The sequence below is a fragment of the Actinotignum stranguriae genome (assembly GCF_051265215.1).
GTDB classification, from domain to species: Bacteria; Actinomycetota; Actinomycetes; order Actinomycetales; family Actinomycetaceae; genus Actinotignum; species Actinotignum schaalii_C.
The window spans coordinates 103,746-123,104 of record NZ_JBOZCJ010000001.1; the positions used below are offsets into that span (position 1 = coordinate 103,746).

15 protein-coding genes are annotated in these 19,359 nt (G+C 65.0%); 2 read left to right on the forward strand and 13 right to left on the reverse strand.

What is annotated here, in order from left to right; all coding sequences use genetic code 11:
* Positions 1–151: 151 nt before the first annotated feature.
* The 8 genes from lplB to ACRQEG_RS00555 form a co-directional block, all read right to left on the reverse strand.
* Positions 152–1,201, reverse strand: a complete 1,050-nt coding sequence (gene lplB / locus ACRQEG_RS00520; protein ID WP_087070525.1) for a lipoate-protein ligase small subunit — start codon at positions 1,199–1,201, stop codon at positions 152–154.
* A gap of 45 nt (positions 1,202–1,246) precedes the next feature.
* The gene (locus ACRQEG_RS00525) at positions 1,247–2,668 is read right to left on the reverse strand and encodes an FAD-dependent oxidoreductase (protein ID WP_087070524.1); all 1,422 of its coding nucleotides are present in this window, start codon (positions 2,666–2,668) and stop codon (positions 1,247–1,249) included.
* A gap of 493 nt (positions 2,669–3,161) precedes the next feature.
* The gene (gene hpf / locus ACRQEG_RS00530; RefSeq protein WP_087070522.1) at positions 3,162–3,815 is read right to left on the reverse strand and encodes a ribosome hibernation-promoting factor, HPF/YfiA family; all 654 of its coding nucleotides are present in this window, start codon (positions 3,813–3,815) and stop codon (positions 3,162–3,164) included.
* Positions 3,816–4,001: 186 nt separating this feature from the next.
* Positions 4,002–4,952, reverse strand: a complete 951-nt coding sequence (locus ACRQEG_RS00535) for a ComF family protein (protein WP_145989742.1) — start codon at positions 4,950–4,952, stop codon at positions 4,002–4,004.
* 169 nt (positions 4,953–5,121) lie between these two features.
* Positions 5,122–6,843 carry an LpqB family beta-propeller domain-containing protein gene (locus tag ACRQEG_RS00540; protein ID WP_101595366.1) on the reverse strand — a complete coding sequence of 574 codons (1,722 nt, stop codon included), beginning with the start codon at positions 6,841–6,843 and terminating at the stop codon, positions 5,122–5,124.
* Positions 6,840–8,732 carry an MtrAB system histidine kinase MtrB gene (gene mtrB / locus ACRQEG_RS00545; RefSeq protein ID WP_257960158.1) on the reverse strand — a complete coding sequence of 631 codons (1,893 nt, stop codon included), beginning with the start codon at positions 8,730–8,732 and terminating at the stop codon, positions 6,840–6,842. Before mtrB ends, ACRQEG_RS00540 begins: the two co-directional genes overlap by 4 nt.
* A complete protein-coding gene (gene mtrA / locus ACRQEG_RS00550; RefSeq protein ID WP_026428307.1) occupies positions 8,729–9,412 on the reverse strand; it encodes an MtrAB system response regulator MtrA in 684 nt (227 codons plus the stop codon). The genes mtrB and mtrA overlap by 4 nt, the downstream gene beginning before the upstream one ends.
* A 149-nt stretch (positions 9,413–9,561) precedes the next feature.
* Complete coding sequence (locus ACRQEG_RS00555) at positions 9,562–9,951, reverse strand: DUF3499 domain-containing protein (protein ID WP_087070520.1); 390 nt, start codon at positions 9,949–9,951, stop codon at positions 9,562–9,564.
* 36 nt (positions 9,952–9,987) lie between these two features.
* On the opposite strand from ACRQEG_RS00555, the gene ACRQEG_RS00560 reads away from it, so the two are divergent.
* On the forward strand, positions 9,988–10,425 hold the full coding sequence (locus tag ACRQEG_RS00560; protein WP_244899287.1) for a metallopeptidase family protein: 438 nt from the start codon (positions 9,988–9,990) through the stop codon (positions 10,423–10,425).
* 116 nt (positions 10,426–10,541) lie between these two features.
* Here the strand turns inward: ACRQEG_RS00560 and ACRQEG_RS00565 are convergent, their stop codons facing one another.
* From ACRQEG_RS00565 to ACRQEG_RS00575, 3 genes are read right to left on the reverse strand one after another with little or no spacing between them, the layout of a single operon-like run.
* Positions 10,542–11,921 (reverse strand): DUF5719 family protein, encoded by a 1,380-nt coding sequence (locus ACRQEG_RS00565; protein ID WP_435732828.1) that lies wholly within the window; start codon positions 11,919–11,921, stop codon positions 10,542–10,544.
* Positions 11,921–14,932, reverse strand: coding sequence for a glycosyltransferase (locus ACRQEG_RS00570; RefSeq protein ID WP_435733745.1), 3,012 nt, complete (start codon positions 14,930–14,932; stop codon positions 11,921–11,923). Before ACRQEG_RS00570 ends, ACRQEG_RS00565 begins: the two co-directional genes overlap by 1 nt.
* Before the next feature lie 36 nt (positions 14,933–14,968).
* On the reverse strand, positions 14,969–15,319 hold the full coding sequence (locus ACRQEG_RS00575) for a WhiB family transcriptional regulator (protein WP_016443139.1): 351 nt from the start codon (positions 15,317–15,319) through the stop codon (positions 14,969–14,971).
* A gap of 241 nt (positions 15,320–15,560) precedes the next feature.
* On the opposite strand from ACRQEG_RS00575, the gene rfbA reads away from it, so the two are divergent.
* The gene (rfbA, locus tag ACRQEG_RS00580) at positions 15,561–16,451 is read left to right on the forward strand and encodes a glucose-1-phosphate thymidylyltransferase RfbA (protein ID WP_016443140.1); all 891 of its coding nucleotides are present in this window, start codon (positions 15,561–15,563) and stop codon (positions 16,449–16,451) included.
* A 173-nt stretch (positions 16,452–16,624) separates the two neighbouring features.
* Here rfbA and rfbD read toward each other — a convergent pair whose 3' ends face one another.
* On the reverse strand, positions 16,625–17,482 hold the full coding sequence (rfbD, locus tag ACRQEG_RS00585; protein ID WP_320757790.1) for a dTDP-4-dehydrorhamnose reductase: 858 nt from the start codon (positions 17,480–17,482) through the stop codon (positions 16,625–16,627).
* A 37-nt stretch (positions 17,483–17,519) separates the two neighbouring features.
* The gene (locus tag ACRQEG_RS00590) at positions 17,520–19,214 is read right to left on the reverse strand and encodes a DUF2142 domain-containing protein (RefSeq protein WP_320757789.1); all 1,695 of its coding nucleotides are present in this window, start codon (positions 19,212–19,214) and stop codon (positions 17,520–17,522) included.
* Positions 19,215–19,359 lie beyond the last annotated feature (145 nt).

The window sequence follows — 19,359 nt, forward strand, 5'->3', positions numbered from 1 at the left end:
AGCGCGCCGACCGCTAGCTGCGCCGTCGTACCTACGCGTGCAAGGGTGCGTACGCACGTGCCGCAGGGCCCATATACACGCTTACGCGCACGCACGCGCACTACCGCGCACGTACGCAATGCAATAGCGCGCCCATGCGCCGCAACCGAACTTAGGGCAGGCGGTGAATCCATTCGGGCGTGGAGAATTTCGCCTCGTAGCGTTCCTGGGCCACGCGCAGGTCCTCCGCGGTGATCTGCCCCTGGCTCGCGCCGTATTTCTGGGTGAAAACGTCTTTGAATACTTCGATAATGGCGTCGCGTTCCATCCCGGTCTGGCTCTTCATGGGGTCCACGCGCTTGTTCGCGGAGCGGTGCCCGCGGTTCTTTTTGCCCGCGCTGCCCATATTGAGCACGTCCATCATTTTGTCCGCGTCGATGTCATAGGCGAGGGTGACGTGATGAACCATATAGCCGGTCGCGAAATGCTTCTGGGCGGCGCCGCCGATTTTGCCGCGGTCGGAGGCGATGTCATTGAGGGGGACGTAGTGGGCTTTAACCCCCACCCGCGCGAGGGCTTCGATCACCCAGGCATCCAGGAAGGGATAGGACTCCAGGAAGGACATCCCGTCCACGAGCGCGGTGGGCACCACCAGCGAATACGTGATGCAATTGCCCGGCTCCATGAACATGGTGCCCCCGCCGGTAATGCGCCGGCCCACGGTAATCCCGTGGCGGTCCACCCCGTCCTGGTTGATCTCATTGGAATAGGACTGGTAGGAGCCCATGACCACGAGCGGGCGGTCCCATTCCCAGATACGCAAGAAGGGCTTGTGTTCCCCGCGGGCCACCGCTTCGGGGAGGGTTTCATCCATGGTCATATTGAGAACCGGGTGGATAACCGGGGTGTGAAGGACCTCGAAATCGATATCTTCCCAGGCCAGGGCGTGGCCGACGGCGCGGCGCACCGCCACCGCGACCCCGCGTGGGCTCAGCCCGAAGAGGTTATCGGTGGGGAGCACCGCCGCTTCCACCACCTGGGCAATATCCTCCGCGGAAGCATCCGCGCTCAGCCCCTCGATGGCATCGGTGATACGCCACAGCGCGCTATCCGGTTCGATGAAGAAATCACCAGAGAGGCGAACATTCGCGAGTTTGTTATCGACCACGTCCAGGTCAACAATGGCCATTTTCTGGCCGAGTTCCTTGTATTCGCCGTGCATAAGCGTTCTTCTTTCTGTCGCGGAAGGTGAGGGATGAGCGGATGGTTAGAGAAGTGCGCCGTCGTGCGACTCCCCGCGGGAAATCGCGGTCATCGTGTCACGATTGACCACCTTGACGCGGGCGCGGCCCTGCTGGGCGCCGAGGTTTTCCTCGAAAGCTTCCAGGAGCTCCCACCCTTCCCAAGTGGTCCATTTCACGCCGCGTTCGGTGAGGAGGTCGAGGAGCCCGCGCCCGCCCGAGCCGTCCCCGGTGGCGCGCGCGATGCCGGCTTGGGCGTCGGCAACGAGGTGGCGGATGGTTTGGCGCGCATCGGATTTCGTGGAGCCGATCAGGCCCACGGGGCCGCGTTTGATCCACCCGGTCACGTAGTAGCCGGGGATGGTCTCCCCCGTATCGGTGACGATACGACCTTCCTCATTCGGGATGACCCGGTGGATGGGATCCCAGGGCAGCCCGTCCAGCGGTTCGGAGGCGTAGCCGATAGCGCTATAGACGGCTTCCACCGGGTAATCCACGGTTTCGCCGGTGCCGGTCACGGTGCCATCCCCCTGGAGCTGGGTGCGTTCCATGCGGATGCCGGTCACGTGATCCGTGCCGAGGATTTCCACCGGCGCCTGCATGAGGTGGATGTGGATTCGGCGCGGGGCGGTCATTTCTTCCGGATCGTTGAAGACCCAATCCGTGAGAAGGTCGACTACCTGGCGGGTCATCTTCGAGGAATCCAGGGCTTCTTGGGAGCCGGCATCGTATTGGAAATCTTCGGGGTAGACCTGGATATCCACCCCGGCCACTTCACTCAATTCGCGCAGCTCAAGTGGGGTGAACTTTACCTGGGCCGGGCCGCGCCGCCCGAAGATATGCACGTGTTCGACGGGGTTAGCGCGCAGCCCGCGCTCCACATTCTCCGGAATATCGGTGTGGGCGCGCAGATCGTCCGCGGAACGCACGAGGATGCGGGAAATATCGAGGGCCACATTCCCCACCCCGATAACCGCGACGTTGCGGGCATTCAGGGGCCAGGTGCGCGGCACATCCGGGTGGCCGTCATACCAGGAAACAAAATCCGCGGCCCCGTAGACTTCCGGAAGATCGGCGCCCGGGACGTCCAGGGGTACGGATTGATCGGCGCCGGTGGCGACGACGACGGCATCGTAAAACTCGTGAATTTCGGACATGTGAACGTCTTCCCCGATTTTCACATTTCCGAGGAAGCGAATATCGCCGCGTTTGAGGATGGCGTGGAGGGCTTTGATAATCGAGCCGATGCGCGGGTGGTCAGGCGCGACCCCGTAACGGACCAGGCCGTAGGGAGTGGGCAGCTTATCGAAAAGGTCAATGCTGACCGGGATATCGGATTTGCTGAGGATATCCGAGGCGTAAATCCCGGCCGGTCCCGCGCCGATCACCGCTACCCGATAGGGGCGTTCCGGGGTGGCTTGCTCGGGGGCGGGGGATGCATGTGTCACGGCTAACTCTCCTTCTGCGTTCACCTCCCCTATCTTAGCGAGCCGCGCGCACGGCGGGCAGGGTGGTACTGGGGAACATCGAGCCACACAGAGTGGTACTGCACGACAGAAAATCGGGGATTGGCTGTAGCTCCAGTACCACTTTGTTATCCGACCCGGTCTCTCTCCTCCTCAGAGTGCGCATTTCGAACCGTCAACCCCGTCAAGTGCGCGTAAGGAACATGAAACCGGGTGAAAACGGTGCTCTTATGCGCACTTTGTTTTCGGAGGCGGCTGCGCATGGTCAGTTACGATCTGGGAAATAGGGCGAGGGGCCGAGCATAGGGCGCGGGGCCGAGCACAGGGCGCGGGGCCGAGCACAGGGCGAGGGACCGGGCATAATGCTCGGTCCCTCGCCTTGGTGTGTATTCGTGGCTTTGGCCCGCTTGTATTCCGCTGCTATCCCGCTACTCAGTGCGGCAGGTGCGGCGCGGGCCACACCGGGGTGCAGTCTTTAGTGCACCGTGGTGTCGAGACGAATAATCCCGTAGGTCCAGCCGTGGCGCAGGTAGACCGCGCACGGCTGCTTCGTTTCTTCGTCGATGAAGAGGTAGAAGGGGTGGCCTACCATTTCCATTTCGTAGAGAGCCTGGTCCACGGACATGGGATTGGCTTCGTAGAGCTTATCGCGCACCACAACCGGGGAATCCCCCAGCTGGGTTTCTACCGCTTCCCCGGTAGTTTCGGGGCGGGTGGGATGCGTTGCTTCCACCTCGGCTTCGGGCGCGGGCTCCACCTGCGCTTCTGCCGCGAGCTCCTCCGCGGTGAGCGTGAGCGGTTCGCCCACCTTCTCAACCACACGCCGATGGGACTTGCGACGATCACGCGAGCGGCGCAGCCGCTCAAAAAGCTTTCCGGATGCTAGATCGAGGGCGCTGTACTGATCAGCAGCTGAGGCCTCAGCCCGGATAACCGGGCCCTTATCAATAACCGTGATTTCGATAACTTTCGAGTTATCCGCTTGGGCGGGGTTCTTTTCCTTCGACACCTCTACCTCAACGCGCTGAGCGCGCGGAGCGAACTGTTCCACCTTCGCGATTTTTTCTTCAATGTGATTGCGGAAACGGTCCGAAACTTCAGTGTTCCTACCCTTGACGATAATCTCCACGGTGTCCTCCTTGGGATGTAGTGGCGGGCGCGCGGCCCGCTGAAAAAATGCCCGCTTCTCACGCGGATAAGAGAGGCACCACCCCCTATCCTGGGTCACCCGGCACGCATGCGGCTCAACGTTCACCATTGCTCGTTTCGCCCGCTAGCGCGGCCGGCACCGTTATTTCGTAGCATTAAGTGTAGTTCAGTTCACAACATTCTGAAAGGGCTGGAGCAGCGATAACGCTGTGCGCGAGTTCGCTGGACGCGGATCCGGAGCGAGGGCTAGGACCAATGCCGCAACCACGTGCCCACCCGCCTGCGCGATGGCTCGGGCGCAACCGGCCAGGGTAGATCCGGTGGTGAGAACATCGTCAATAAGAATGACCCGCCCGGGAATGGTGATGCCCGGGCTCAGCCGGATCCCGCGGCCTTTTGCGGCCCGCTCCCGCTGACCGGCAAGGTGGCGCTGCCCGGCCCGGGCCCGCTTTTCTTGCGCCGCGTGTTTTGCGCGGGTCAGGAGCCGCGCCGGAAGCGCGCCGAGTGCCCCGCCGCCAGGTGCTTCACCGCGCAGGATGCCGCCGAGTAGCCCACTACCCGCGCTTTCCCCGCTGATGAGCACCGGTGCGGCCCGCGCATCTACTCCCCCGGCAACCAGCCCCCGCGCGGCGGCCTGCGCCAGGTGCCCGGCAATGAAACGCCCGGCCCGATGGCGAGCCGCGCCCGAGGGCGCGGGAATAACGCTGAGCGCCGTGCCCTCCCAGAGCGGAGCGAGCTGCCGGCAGCGCTGCGCAAAAAGAGTGGCGAAGCGGGCGGTGAGTGCGGCGTCGTTCCCGTGTTTCCAGGTGAGGAGTGCTTGCCGGCGTACCCCGACGTATTCCCCCAGGGCGAAAACCGGGAAGAGGGCTTCTTCATCGCCGTTGGGGAGGATCTGCATGAGCGCGGGTGCGCGGCCTTCCCCGCCGCGCCAGCTGCCGGCTACCGCGCGGGTGCAGGCCGGGCACAGGGTGGCATCCCAGGCCCCGCATCCGGCACACCAGCGCGGGAAGACGAGGTCGCCTAGAGCACCGGCCCAGGAGCGCAGCACACCAGTAACACCACCGTTACGTGCCAATGGGGCGCGGGGCGGCGGGAGCGGCGTCGTACCAATAAACATGGCTCCAGCGTGCCGCACGTGCCCCGAAAACGCAGCTACCCGCAAACGGCCTGTGGATACGCGCGACGTTTGGGAACTTGTGGACAGCGCCTCGAAAACCCAGCTCCCGGAAAGCCCGGCGCCGCGAAAAGCGCAGCTCCCCGAACACCCGGCGCCTCGAGAAACCCAGCTACCCCGGCAGCACAATATCCGTGACGCCGGTGGCGACCGGGCGCCACGCCCCGCCGTCGCGAGTGGCAACCACCTGCTGGTCGGTGAGGACCACGATGGATTGCTCCCCGCGCCCGGCGGTCAGCCGCACCGAACCGGGGTAGGGCGTGACGTTGAGGCGTTCCATGGGCCCGCCCACCCGAACCGCGAAAATCAGCGGGTCGGTGCCGGCGGTAGCGCGCCCGAGCACCGCGATATCCGTGCTGGAAATCCACGCCACCGAGCTCACATCCGCCAGGCGTTGCCCCACTTCCAGGGGGTCGCCGAGCGCCGTCGGCTCGTGGCGGGCATCGCGCTGGATGGGAGCAATGAGCATCTGCACGGTATCCCCCACCTGCGCCACGATGAGCAGCCGCGCGCCCTCACGCGAAGCCCGCACCTCGCGAATCCGCGCCCCCTTGAGGAACGGCGCGGTCAGCTCGCGCACCCGGCCGTCATCGGCCGCGGCGAGCACCACGCCCTTATTATCGGTTTCGGAAGTCCACACCCAACCCCAGTAGTCATAGGAGGGCTCCACCAGGCGTTCTCCACGCACCATCGTGAAAGGCTGGAAACCATCGCTTCCCACCCGCACCAGGGCATCGCGCTGGGCGGTGAGCAGGGCGTAGGAGGCCACCGAATCGGAATAGTTCCCGGCCATGCGCGCCACCTGGATATCGTCGAACACCCCGCTGCTGAAGACCGGGCGGGTCTTGCCTTCTTCCACCTTGTAGGGCCGGTTATTCTCCAGCACCGTGAGGTCATAAGCCCCGTAAGGATACGTGGGCAGGTCAGCGATGGCGATGGTATCGAGCGGCTCACCGGACACCGTAATATTCACCGAATGCACCGGCACCACGCTCTGGCCGGTGAAGGAACGCTGGATTTGCTGCACGGCACGCGCCTGGGATTCCCGGCTCAAGGTGGAGATTTCCGCGGTGACATCCAAGGTCAGCACCCCGCTTTCCAGTTTCGGACTGGAGGCCATACGCAAACTGGTAGGAATTTCCGAGTGCACCGCATCGGCAAGCCAGGGCGAGGGCCCGGCTAGCAGCCCGGCAATCGTGGAGGAAATAAAGGTCATCCGCGGGTAGAAACGCAGGTCGGGCACCATGGTATCCGAGCCGGGACCGATGAAATACAGCGGGGTGCGCACGTACATGGAGGCGAAGAGGCTATCGGTCATCATGATGCCGTCTTCCAGTTCCGCGATGCGCCATTCGCCGCTGGCATTGCGGTCCAGTTTGAAGGTGGTGGAGTGGATGGCGTCCGTGGAGGCTTCGGTGTAGCGCCCGCCGGTATCCACGGTTCCCTGCGCAGTCACCGAAATAACGTAGGTGCCGTCCTCGCGTTGGGTGGGGGAAATATTTTGAGAATTCGGGTAGACGCGCACCTGGGAGCGCGGGTTCCAGGTGCGGCCGGCTTCTTTGGTGAGGAATTGGCGGGCGGTGGCGTAATCGTCGCCCGCCCCGCTGCTTCCGGCCAGCAGGAAACCGCGGATCACTTCTTCGGGTGAGGCACCGGTGGCCGGGCCGGCCGGGGTGAGTCCGAAAACAGCTTCTTCGGTGGGAGGCACGCTCGCCTCATTGACCGGCCCGGAGCGCGGCAGCCGCCCGCAGCCGGCCAGCGCCAGGATCACCACGCTGAGCAGCACCGCGAGGGCCCGCCCCCGCCCCGCTTTCTTCAGCACCTGCGTGTTCATGCGTCCTCCTTCCCCGCCGGCCCGGTGGGCGCCGCCGTACCGGTGGGCGCTATTGTTCCGGTGGGCGCGCTTTGGGTGTGCGTCGTCGTACCGGAAACGCCCGTGCCCGGTACCGCATTTTTCGGCGACGACGCCGCAGCGGCCCCGCCGCTTGCGTCCACCGGCGCTACCGCAGTTGCGCGGATAGCTGGAATCGTGCCGGTGGTACCCACCGCGGGCAGGGACCCGGTGGTATCCGCCCGCGCGATCTCAATGGGAATATCCCCGCTGTCCTGCCAGTCTTCGGCAGCCGCCACCCGCAGGGGCAGCGGCGGGGTGAAGGCCGCTTTTTGGGTGCGGGGCACGGTGAGGAGGAAGGTGGATCCCACACCCAATTCGCCGGTGGCTTGCAGTCGCCCTTCGTGGAGCAGGGCGTCCTCGCGGGCGATGGTCAGGCCCAGGCCGGTTCCCCCGGATTTGCGGACCCGGGAGGTATCCGCGCGCCAGAAACGGTCGAAAACGTGGGAGGCCTGCTCGGGGCTCAGGCCGATACCGCGGTCGGATACTTCCACCGCCACCGCGGTATCCGAACCGACCACCCGCACTTTGACGGGCCCGCCTTCGGCATGCTCCACCGCGTTCACCACGAGGTTGCGCACGATGCGTTCGATGCGGCGCGAGTCCACGCTCGCCACGGTTTCCCCGCGCGCGGAGAGCGTGACGGGCACCCCGTTCGCTTCGATGAGGGGAGCCTGGGAGATGATCACGCGCCGCACAATTTCTACGACGTCGATTTTGCTGGTTTCCAGCACCATCGAACCCGCATCGAAACGGGAAATCTCCAGCAGATCGGAAAGCATGGTGTCCAGGGAAATAAGTTGGGAATGCTGGAGTTCAGCCGAACGGCGCAGGCTGGAGGGCAGTTCGGAACGCTTATCGTAAATGAGCTGGCCGGCCATCCGGATCGTGGTGACCGGGGTGCGTAATTCGTGCGAGACCGCGGATACGAAATTCTGCTGCACCTGGGAGAGCCGCTCGAGGCGGGTGAATTGGTCCTGGAGCGATTCGGCCATCTGGTTGAAGGCGGAACCGAGCTGGGCTAATTCATCTTCCCCGCGGTCATCCATACGCACATCAAAAGCGCCTCCGGCCAGCTGACGGGCATTTTCCGCCGCCGCCCGCACCGGCTTCAAGACCACATTGACGAGCACCCCGGTGGCCACCGCCACGATGGTGAGCAGGGCGATGGTGGCGAGCATCAGCACCCGGGAAACCTGGGCCACCGTCACTTCTTCGTTTTCCAGGGAATAGAGCGTGTAGAACTCATACATGCCGGCATTGGGCAGGCGTACGGTTGCGCCGATAAGAATCCCGGGGAGGGTGTATTCCTCCCCTTTAGCAATCGCCACCGCCTGCCATTGCGGGCTGGAAGATTCCTGCACGGCTTCGCGTAATTCGGGGGTGAGCACATCCATGACGGTTGCCGGGGTGGGTGCCCCCACATCGGCTACCAGGTAATTACCGGTATTCTGCCCCGGGGAGCGGATGAGGGCCGTGCCCACCACCCCGCGGATCGGCTCAAATTGGGAGCGCACCTGCGCGTTGGCGATTTCCTGAACCGCCCCGGACGTTTGGGCGTTCGCGGAGTCAAAAACGTACTGGGCTTGGGAGCGGGCGCCGTAGAACTGTTCGGTGGCGGCGCTCACCGCGCGCTCATAAAGTTGCGAACGCGTTTGATTGGCAACAATCACCGCGGTGACGATACTGGTGAGCACCCCGATCGCCACAATTGCGGAAACCACCCGCGCGTTGAGGGAAGTGCGCCACGATTGTGAAAATGAGGTGAGGGCGCCACGCCCCATGCTCCCGAGGCTGCGATGAATATAGCCGCGCCGCGAAAATTGACTCACTCCTGGGTTGCCCCCGCCCGGTAGCCCACCCCGCGCACCGTAATAACCACCTCGGGATTATCCGGGTCCTTTTCCACCTTGGAGCGCAGGCGCTGGATATGCACATTGACGAGGCGGGTATCGGTGGAATCGTGGCGGTAGCCCCACACCTGCTCCAGGAGTTCTTCGCGGGAAAACACCTGGTAGGGCTTGCGCGCCAGGGTGGTGAGCAGCTCGAATTCGAGGGGTGTCAGGTGCAGATCTTCCCCGTTGCGGGTGACCTGGTGGGCGCGCGGATCGATAACCAGATCGGCAACCCGCAGGGTTTCCGCTTCCGGTTCGGTACGCCGCAGCCGCGCCTTAATGCGGGCCAGCAGCACCGAGTTCTCAAAAGGCTTGGTGACGTAATCATCCGCCCCGGCCTCCAGGCCGGCCACCACGTCCACCGAATCGGTGAGCGCGCTCATCATAATGATGGGCACATCGCTTTCTTCGCGCAGCTGGCGGGCCACTTCCACCCCGCTCATCCCGGGAAGCATGACGTCCAGCAGCACAATATCCGGTGTTTCCGCCCGGAAAATAGGCAGAGCATTGGTGCCGGTGGCACACACCGTCACGGCGTATCCTTCCGATTCCAGCAGGATCGCCACCATTTCAGAGATACCGGGATCGTCATCGACCACAAGAACGCGCATAGTCATAGCGCCATTTTCTCACGTTCGTGCCAATCGTGCAGAAAAACGCGCGAATAGCGTGCGCGGTGAGCGCGGCGGCCACGAAGCGCAAGGCGCACGGGGCGGGCATAACGTGTGCGGACTGGGCGCGGAGCCGAAGAGGCGTCGTCGTACCTCTAGTTGTCTTTCGGCGTTTCCGGCTCTTCACTGCGCACCACGCTCAGGCGCGGGCGCACCTCCACATCGGAGGGGCGGCTCACCCGCCGGGTAGCGCGGGTGGGTTCGGGTGGCTGGCGGGTGGCGGTTTCGCGGATGGCGTCCGCGAGCGCCATGAGGTCGGTATCCGAGGGCGGGGCCGGTTCAAATTCGGTGCGCAGGCGGATCATCTGCCAGCCGCGCGGGACGGTCACCGATTCGGCGTGGGCTTCGCACAGGTCGAAGGTGCCCGGGGAGGCCACCGGTGAGAGCGGCCCGATCACGGCGGTTGCTTCCGCGTACTGGTACGTCAGCGTGGCAACGGCCGGCTGCTGGCACGTGGTGCGGGAACACTTTCTCAACGGACTCACGCCTTAGACGTTAGCACGCCCGTGTAACCTTGGGGTATGGACACTTTTCCTTCCCAGCCTCGCCCCCGCCGCCGTGATCGGCACGGACGGGGCATTCGAGGACCGGTGATCCCCTATACCCTGCCCGCCTGGCGCACCCGCGCCGATAAATTCGACGATATTATCGCCGCCGAACTCGCCACCTACCGCGCCCATTTCGGTGATGACATGCGCGATCTTGATTTCGCGGTGATGGACGTGCCGGCCTCCGATCCTTCGCCGTGGGAGGACGGCGTGCCGCTCGCGCGCCTGCTGCCTTTCGAACGCGGCGGCGCGGTGCGGGCGCGGCTGCTGTTTTACCGGATGCCGATGATGCGCACCGCGATGGCCAGCCCCTTCCCGCGTATCGTCATCCACGATATCGTCACCGAGCAGCTCGCCGCGGCGATTTCCCGCCACCCCGAAGACATCGATTTTTTGCGGCGCGGTTTTTAGTTTTTTGGTACGACGCCGCAGCTGCGGCCCGCGTGCCTGCGTTCCTGCGCGCCGCGGCGGCCGCGGTGGTGCGTTTTTGTTGATCGTGCACGCCTAGGTGGCTCGCACCGCGGTTTCTAGTTCTGGCGCACCGCGACACGGGCAGAGAGCGCCTCGCGCTGGTCGGCAACCGCGCCCACCCAGTCAATTCCGCTCGCTCCGCCAGCTTCCCCGTTCGGGGCACGAACAAGCGCGGCGGCACTCACCGGGTTTTCCGCCTCGATGCGGTATCCGCGAGCAGCTTCGGGTAGGTCCACCGTGGTATATCCCGAAACTTGGGCGTTCACGGGGTCAAGATCCACACCGTCGGCTCCCACCGGGGTAATCTCAGCGTGGCCGCGCCCGGCCAGCGCCAGGCGGGCCGGTCCGGGCCCGAAGCTTCCCGCGGTGCGGGCGGCCGGGGCAACCGGACTGGCCCAGGCGGTATCTCCCCCGCCGCCCAGTGACGCACCCGCGGCGAGGGGCTGCGGCCCACGCACCTGCACCGCGTAGGTACCCGGGTCGATACCGGCCAGAGTGAGATCCATAACGGAATTTGCGGCGATGGCCACGTCCTCCCCGCCGGGAAGGGTGCGGGTGGTGCCGTCTTCTGCGGTGAGCTGCACCGTGAAGGTGGTAGCCTCCCCCGGATTGGCGATGCGCAGGGTGGAGCCCTCCGGGATCCCCGGGATAGTGAGATCCGTGGCGGCCGGGGCACCGGTGGTGAAATCAACCCCGGCGCCGCTGGTACCGGAAATATGCTGATTTTGCAGGGTCGCTCCGAAAGTGCCGGCCGGGGTGCTCAGGTGGAGGGCGAGGCGGGAGTCTTCGGCGAGCAGCCCGTCCAGGGTGTGACGTACGGTGGAACGCCCGGGAACGGCCACCCGTACCGTGCCGAGCGGCCCGGCACCGCCCAGGGCATCGACCCGGACGGTAATGGGCGCGGCTCCCGGATTGGTGAGAAGAAGCTGGTTGGAGTACCCCACGGTGGTGGCCGAGGCGGTGATCCACAGCTCCCCCGCCCCGCTCACGCAAGGATTCGTGGCCAGGCCGCGCCCGTTACCGCCCTGGGCACTGTAGGACACCGCACCGGAGAGAACCTCCCCAGGATCGGCGCTCAGTATGGTTCCGGCGGGTAGCGCAGCGCGCGCCTCCTTATCCGCGGTACCGAAGAGTAGCACCTGGGTAGCGATATTATCCGCGTTTCCCCCGGGGGTGCCCTCCACGGTCATACCCGCGGAAATGGTTTGTTCGAATCCGCCGCCGCACAGCAGCTGGGTGGGGGCTTCTCCCGCGCTCGCCACCTCGGCTTCTACCGCGCGGGGAGCCCCGGTGGGAAGAACGACGGCGGCCGCCGCTGCCGCGGCGGCGATTCCCAGCACCGCGAGCGCGCTCCCGGCCCGCACCGTGAGGCGGCGCCAACGCGCCCCGCGCCCGCTGGCGCGCCCCACTTCGGTTTCCTCGCGAACCTGCTCCATTACTCGACCACCTTCCGGCGCACCGGGATGGCGACCACGAGCGCCGCGGCCACGGCGAGGATCCGCGCGCCGGCCACCAGAGCATCCCCGGTGCGGTTATAGGAAATTGTCAGGCGCCCGGAGCTCCCGGCCGAAATCTCAAAAGCTTGGGCCCATCCCGCGCTATAGGTGGGAAGAAGCTGGCCGTCCAGGCGGGCCTCCCAGAGCGGGTCCTGGCGTTCGGCCAGTCGCACAATCCCGCCGTTACGTCCCGCCCGTGCGGGTAGCTCGGTGTCCACACCGTAGCGCCCGGCGGGCAGTGCGCTGCCGTCCAGGGTGAGGCGCGCGGCATCCACGGCGCTCGCCTCGCTGCGGGTGAGTCGCCAAGAAAGCATCTGCTCATTGGCGCTGATCATATCGAAACGGCCGGTTGCGCCCAGGGCGCGGGCCAGTTCCCCGGCGCGCGGAGCTTGCGCGGGAATAACCACGTAGGAGATAGCGTGTTCGGCTAAGGTTTCCGCGGCGCGCGGGTTTCCGGCGTTCATATCGGCGACGGCGCTAGCCACGTCCGCCGCGGCGGCATCATCCGCGGAGGTTCCTTCCAGGGCCGCGAGCGCACCGACCATGGTGCTATCGGTGAGTTGGCGGCCCGGCCCGCGCCAGATTTCGGCTCGAATACCGTTCTCGGCCGGATAGAGGGCGAGGACCCGCACCCGGTCCGGGGAGGATGCTTCGAGGGTGGCAGCGGCCGGCACCGAACGGCCGGTTTCTGGGTGCAGCTCGGTGGTGCCGGTGAGGGCGCGGCTGAGGTAGAGACCCGATCCGGCTAGGGCACTGAGGATCAGGACCGCGACCGATCCGAGACCCAGGAGCTGGAAAAACCCGAAGGAGCGTCCGCTCATATCGGTACGCAGGCCATCCCCGGCGCTCACCAGCGCGATCCACAGCCCGCCGAGTGCCACGCTCAAGCCGATGCCGCTCCAGGCAGGCGCGCTGAGTGCGGTAGCGCCGTCGTACACCTGGGCCACCGAAACATGAGTGGAGGCGACCGCCCAGGCGAAACCAGCCGCGGCAATCAGCCAGCCGGCGCGGATGCGCTGCCAATTGCGGGCGCGCCCCAGGGCCAGTACCGCGATGACCACGAGGCACACCGCGCAGATCATGGCAATCTCCCCGAGCCACGGGAGGGACTCCGGCTGGGTGAGCGGGAAGAAGGAAAGGAGATCGAGCGGGCCCGGGCGGGCCGCGAAAGGCTCTCCCGGGGTGGCGAAAAGCAAGCGCCAGGATGCTTCAAGCCCGGGAATGACCACCGCGGCTGCGGGGATCGCGACCCACAGCCAGCGCAGGCGCCGCCAGCGCAGTGCCCCCACCAGGGCAACGAGAAGAAGAACGGCGAGCATCACCGGGGCAGCCGCCGCCAGGTAGATACCAGCTAGGGCCGCGGTGCCCAGACCCGCGGTGGATTCGATACGGTCGCGGGTGCGGGGCAGGCGCCATACGGAGAGCACCGAGGCGGCCAGCACCGGTAGGAGAATATGGACAAGAGCTCCGGCCACGTGACCCGCGCTCAGCGCCCCCACCAGGGGCCCGGCCCCGGCCCAGACCAGGCCGGCCACCGCGCGTACGTGCGGGGAGAAGGTAAGGGTGCGGGCCGCCCAGAAAGCCGTCATACCGGCCAGCACGGGCGCGCTGAGGAGTAAGAGCACCGCGGCGTCCCCCAGGGTGCCCCCGAAGGGTTGCAGTACCAGCGCCACCGGGGAGAGTAAGGTCCACAGCGCGTCGATGCGCCCGGGGCTGCCATCGCCCACCGCGAGCCAGCCGGGCAGGCTAGCGCGCAGCAGTTCCGTGCCGGTCAGGGCATCGGGGCGCAGTGCCCCGCCGCTCAGGTACCCGCCGCGCAGCAGCGGGAAAGCAGCCACACCCGCCACGAGCGTGGTCAGCAGGAGGACGGTGCGCCGGGCACGTGCGGTGGACCGATGCCAGCGCCGTCGTTCTGCTTCTTCGAGCGGATTCGGGCGCGCCACCAAACGGATTTTCTCCCGTTCGCTGCGTGTCATTTCGCGCCGCGCCGCACGCACATCACGCCCGCGCGCTTCGAGGGCCGCGAGTCCGGCGCGGCTTTTTTCGGTGCGCCGGCGCCGCCGCCGGGCCCGCATCAGTGCTGGAAGGCTCCCCAGCAGCCGAGCGGCCCCGCGTATTTCACCGTCCGCAAGCCGTGCCTCTTTGCCCAGCAGCCGCACCAGCGCCCGCACCGGGGCGAGCAGCACGTACCCGAGGAACAGGAAGGGCGCGAGCAGCGCGGGGGCGGCGAGCACCGCGTTGTAGAGTTGCGCGCCGCGGCGCGCCGCGAAGGAATCACGGCCGTCGTTGCCGAGGGAGACGCGCGCGTGGCGCACGGTAGCAGTAGGTTCAACGACGACGCGCCAGCCCGCTCCGCGCAAGCGCCGCGAGAGTTCAAGCCCGTCCCCGAAAGGCCCCAGCCAGGTATCGAAACCGCCGACTTCACGCAGGGCGCTAGCGCGCACGAGTATGCCGGCGCTTCCCACCGCGAGGACATCGGAGCGCCCGTCCAGCTGCCCACCGTCGCGGTCATCGATGGCGACTTCCGGAACCCGCCGCGCGCTGCGGGTGGCCCGGATTCCAACTTCCAGAAGCGCACCAGGATCGGACCAATCCACCTGTTTGCAACCGACCGCACCAATATTGGCGGCGTTTTCCAGGGTGCGGGCGAGGTTCGCGAGGGCTTCCGGAGCGGGGGCGCTATCGTCGTGCAGGATCCAGTAGGCGTCGTAGCCGGTGGTGGATTGTGCGGCAGTCGATTCAGCGGTGGTGGACTCGCCGGTGCCGTGTGGTTCACCGCTTGATTCACGGGAGTCCGCGGCAACCGCGTTATTGACAGCTACCCCGAGTTTTCCGGTGAGCACGCTGATGGCATCGGGTTTCCGGGTGGAGTATTCCAGCGCGGCGAGGGTCTCCTCCAGATAGGCGGAGCCCGGCCGGGTGATAACGAGAGCGCGAATTCTGAACTGCATTGCTGTTGATGCTACGCCAGCGCGGGCGCTGGGCGGTTATGCCTCGCCGACGCGGCGGCGTTGCCGACTCAGGCGCCGGCGGTCATTATCCGACATGCCACCCCAGATACCGTGACGAATATCATGCTGGAGGGCGTATTCGAGGCATTCCTCCCGCACCGGGCATTCGTGGCAGATCGAGGTGGCGGGGGCGGTGGAGCCGCCTTTTTCAGGAAAGAAAATATCGGGATCGGTTTGGGCACACAGCGCGGATTCACGCCAGTGCAGGGATGCCGAATCAGCTTTCTCATAACCGAGGTCGAAGATGTCGAGCATGGCGTCCTGGGCGTCCTGCGGCGTCAATCCGCCGTTCCCCGCGACGCGCAAGCCGGGGTTAATCCTCCGCACATGTCCTCCTCTAACCAAGGTGTCTTTATAAATTACAAGCGTGTCATACCCCAAAAGTCAAGCGAAAGCGGTATATTGCCCACCCGAACTTCCGTTCGAGTTCGGCGTGTTGCCGCGGCCGGGTGCGCCTTGTGCCGCGTGGGCGATTTGCTCACAATCACCGCGGGCGTAACCGGCCCGCCAGGACCCGAAACCTGCCTGGCCGGTGGCGCCCGGCCTGCAAATAGGCAAAAATGACCCTATGCGTGGAATCATTCTGGCCGGAGGCTCCGGCACTCGACTTCATCCCGTTACGCTGGGCACCTCCAAGCAGCTGGTACCCGTGTATGACAAACCGATGATCTACTATCCCCTGAGCACGCTGATGCTCGCCGGAATCCGTGACGTCATGGTTATTACCACACCCGAAGATGCCCCGGCTTTCCACCGGCTCCTCGGGGACGGCAGCCAATTCGGCATCAGTATTTCCTTCGCGGTGCAGGAAGTGCCCAATGGGCTGGCTACCGCTTTCACCATCGCCGCCGATTTCATTGGTAACGAACCGGCCGGGCTGGTGCTCGGCGATAATATTTTCTACGGCCCCACGATGGGACGCCGCTTGGAACGTAATACCAATCCGGATGGTGGCGCTATCTTTGCGTACCATGTTTCGGATGCGCGCGCCTACGGCGTCGTCGAATTTGACGAAAACTTCAAGGCGATCTCCATTGAGGAAAAGCCTGCCCACCCGAAGTCCAATTTCGCGGTGCCGGGCCTGTACTTCTACGACAATGACGTTATTGAAATCGCCCGCAACCTCGAGCCTTCCGCGCGCGGGGAATACGAAATCACGGATGTCAACCGCAAGTACCTGGAGGCGGGCAAACTCAAGGTTGAGGTGCTCGACCGCGGTACCGCGTGGCTGGATACCGGCACCTTCGATTCCCTCGCGGATGCCACCAGCTTCGTGCGCACCATCCAGGCACGCCAGGGCCTCTCGGTGGGCTGCCCTGAGGAAGTGGCGTGGCGGCGCGGCTTCCTCAGCGATGAAGAATTGCGGGAACGCGGGGAAAAGCTGCGCAAGTCCGGCTACGGGGACTACCTGCTCGGGATCTTGGAAGCCCAGCACGATATTCCTTCGGCAAGCTACTAAAACGAGCTTGGCGGGCGCGTAACTCTAGTCCGTAACACGTGATTCGGGCCCGCCATTCGGGCCCACTCACATAAAGCGGGGCGGCTGACATGGTGTCGGCCGCCCCGTTCGTGTGCCGTGCTAGTCCACTGCTATTCCGCTAGCCCCGGCACCCAGCTAACCCAGGTACTCGGCTAGCCCAGGTACTCCGCGAGCACGCTCGGGGCAGCGGCTTCCCAGCGTTCCTTCCAATCCCCGATAGGCTCGATACCGGCCCGGCGCAGGGCGCCGTGCGAGAGCACCGAGAAATGCGGGCGCGGTGCGGGCCGGTTGAAGGCAGCCGCCGTCGTCTCCCCCACCATCGCCGGGTCTTTACCCAGCGTCGATACAATCTCACGGGTGAAATTCCACCAATTCGTCCTCCCCGAGGACGTGCCGTGGTAGGTCCCGGAGGGAATATTCGCTTCGACCATGCGGTAGATAAGATCGGCGAGGTCCACCGTCCAGGTGGGTTGGCCCACCTCATCGGTCACCACGGAGAGCGCATCGCGTTCACAGGCCAGGCGCGCCATGGTTTTCGGGAAGCAATTGCCCTGAGCGCCGTACAGCCACGCGGTCCGCACGATATAGTAGTCGTCCGTTTCGGCGCGTACCGCCCACTCCCCGGCCGCTTTGGTGCGCCCGTAGGCGCCCTTGGGGTTCATGACGTCATTTTCTTCGTACGGGTCCACGGCGTCGCCGGAAAATACGTAATCGGTGGAGACCTGCACCAGTTTCGCGCCGATCTGCGCGGTGCGCCGGGCTAGGATTTGCGGGCCGGTTGCGTTAATGGTGAAAGCTGCCGCCTCCTCACTTTCGGCTTTATCCACGGCCGTATGCGCAGCAACATTAACGACGACGTCGACCTTATCGACCAGGTGCGCTACCGCGGCCGGATCGGTAATATCCAGCTCGCTCTTATCCACGGCGAGCACGTTCTGCCCCCGCTGTGCGAGCAAAGCAACGAGATCCTGGCCGAGCATTCCCCGACTTCCGGTAACCATCCAGCGCATGGGTGTCCTTTCCTTGTCTATACCCGCGTTATTGTACTCATTGGACCAAAGCTGCGGCAGCGTGGGATGAGCCCGCGGTGCGGTGTGCCGGCCTCACGGGGCGAAACTGGGGCAGCAGCTGGGCGCGAACAAGCCGGTAGTACACCACACTCCCACCGAGGAACGCGACGTATCCGAGCGTGACTGCCGCCCCGAGTACCGGTGCCGGCAGCCCCGCCGCGAGCGCCCAGCGCTCTATGCCTCTTCCAAAGAAAGCTCCCGGGTAGCATGAGCGCAACCACAGTAGCATCGCGTACGCGGAGAGCAGCATGCTTGCGGCCACCACTGCGGGCAGGAGGAAACTGCGCCACCCGGCTTCTTCGCGGTAACGGGGGCGGCTCGTGGTTCCGGGCAGCGGCGGATCCCAATGGTGCCCGGCTGCCCCCATCGTAATAACCACGAGCAAGCCAACGGCACCGGCGAAAAGATAGCGGCCCTGCACCCCGCCGATAATTCCCAATCCGCGGTACTGGTTATAGGCCTGCACGATGAGCATGCCGAGGACCAGCACAATATTCGAGGCGAAGATGAGGAAACGCCACCGCTTAGCCGGGTGGGTGCGAAGGGCACGAGCAAGAAAAATAGCCACGAGAAGAGTAAGGAGAATGAGAAGCGGCGGCGCAAAAGTGACATCGAGCCACCCGAAGTCCGACCAGAAAGAGTCTACAAAGGACGTGGTCACCCGCTCGGCGAAGAAACCGATATTTGTGCCCGGCTCCGTGGCTTGGGCCTGGAAACCATCGGGTTGGATCACCCCGTAGCGCACGATATTACGCAGCCACCAGTAGCCGCCGGCGAGAACACCGATGAGTCCCGCGCTCAGGCCCTGGGCGAGGCGCCGCCCCCACGTTCCCACGTGCGGATTGGCAAGGAAGGAAAGAAAGACCACCAACCCCATGGGAATGAAAATCCCCTTACTCCACAAGCCGAGTCCTAAGGCAAGCCCAGCCCCCAGTACGGTGCGCCACCGCCCAACTCCGAACATGGCTGCGCTCACCGCTGCCATGTTGAGGGCACCAGCACCGATGAAGAGCGCGTCATTGGTAACCGAAGCGGAGATAAATGCGAGCATGGGAATCGCGTACACGGTACCGGAGGCCAGGAGTGCACCGCGTCGGCTCAATCCGGCGCGGCGAGCCGCGAAAATAAGGCAGGGCACCAGAGGTGAGGTCAGCACAATGGAGTAGAGCCGCAGGATAAGAATCTGGCGGTCCCAGGGGGCATCCGTCATTCCGGTAGCTCGCAACACCAGTGCCCCGCCGGCGTAATAGAGCGGGGGATGCTGAGTCATCTGATCCAAAATAGGAACTGTCTCCTCGGCCCGTGGGGAACGGCGCTGCTCGTGCGGGAGAATTCTCTGGCTGGCATAGGAATCCGGATCCGCACCGATCCAGGCATCTCGTCCGAGGCGAGTACGGTAATGCAGGGAGTAGCTGGGGGCGTCCTCCACCAGCAGGCCGCTGGCCTGTGACGCCTCAAAAACATCACGGTAAAGCCGACTTGTTCCCGGATCGGGCCACTGCCCCGTCTGCTCGAGTCGAATAATGGAATTGAGGTGATGGGGCTCATCCGGGGTGCGCAGTGGCGGGCTGGCAAGTGCCCAGAGCATCTGCCAGATAAGGAAAAGAACCGTGAGGAGCCCCGCGCACGTATAGAAACGGCGTGAGCTCATGGTGGTATCACTGGTTCGCATACGGTCCTTCGGGGAATTCACGGGGCACCCGGCGATCCCCTCCGCACCGGATGGTATAGGTAGGGCCGCGGGAAGCGCGTTGGTTATTCCAGTCTAGCTTCCGCATCACCGGCGCGGAGAAGGTATCGTAGTTCCCATACATCGA

Bases quoted from the DNA above. Each gene is read 5' to 3' on its own strand.
- ACRQEG_RS00540 (WP_101595366.1), bottom strand. From the start codon at position 6,843: ATGAACACGCAGGTGCTGAAGAAAGCGGGGCGGGGGCGGGCCCTCGCG.
- ACRQEG_RS00560 (WP_244899287.1), top strand. From the start codon at position 9,988: ATGGACACTTTTCCTTCCCAGCCTCGCCCCCGCCGCCGTGATCGGCAC.
- ACRQEG_RS00535 (WP_145989742.1), bottom strand. From the start codon at position 4,952: ATGTTTATTGGTACGACGCCGCTCCCGCCGCCCCGCGCCCCATTGGCA.
- rfbA (WP_016443140.1), top strand. From the start codon at position 15,561: ATGCGTGGAATCATTCTGGCCGGAGGCTCCGGCACTCGACTTCATCCC.
- ACRQEG_RS00570 (WP_435733745.1), bottom strand. From the start codon at position 14,932: ATGCAGTTCAGAATTCGCGCTCTCGTTATCACCCGGCCGGGCTCCGCC.
- ACRQEG_RS00565 (WP_435732828.1), bottom strand. From the start codon at position 11,921: ATGGAGCAGGTTCGCGAGGAAACCGAAGTGGGGCGCGCCAGCGGGCGC.
- rfbD (WP_320757790.1), bottom strand. From the start codon at position 17,482: ATGCGCTGGATGGTTACCGGAAGTCGGGGAATGCTCGGCCAGGATCTC.
- ACRQEG_RS00590 (WP_320757789.1), bottom strand. From the start codon at position 19,214: ATGCGAACCAGTGATACCACCATGAGCTCACGCCGTTTCTATACGTGC.
- lplB (WP_087070525.1), bottom strand. From the start codon at position 1,201: ATGCACGGCGAATACAAGGAACTCGGCCAGAAAATGGCCATTGTTGAC.
- mtrA (WP_026428307.1), bottom strand. From the start codon at position 9,412: ATGACTATGCGCGTTCTTGTGGTCGATGACGATCCCGGTATCTCTGAA.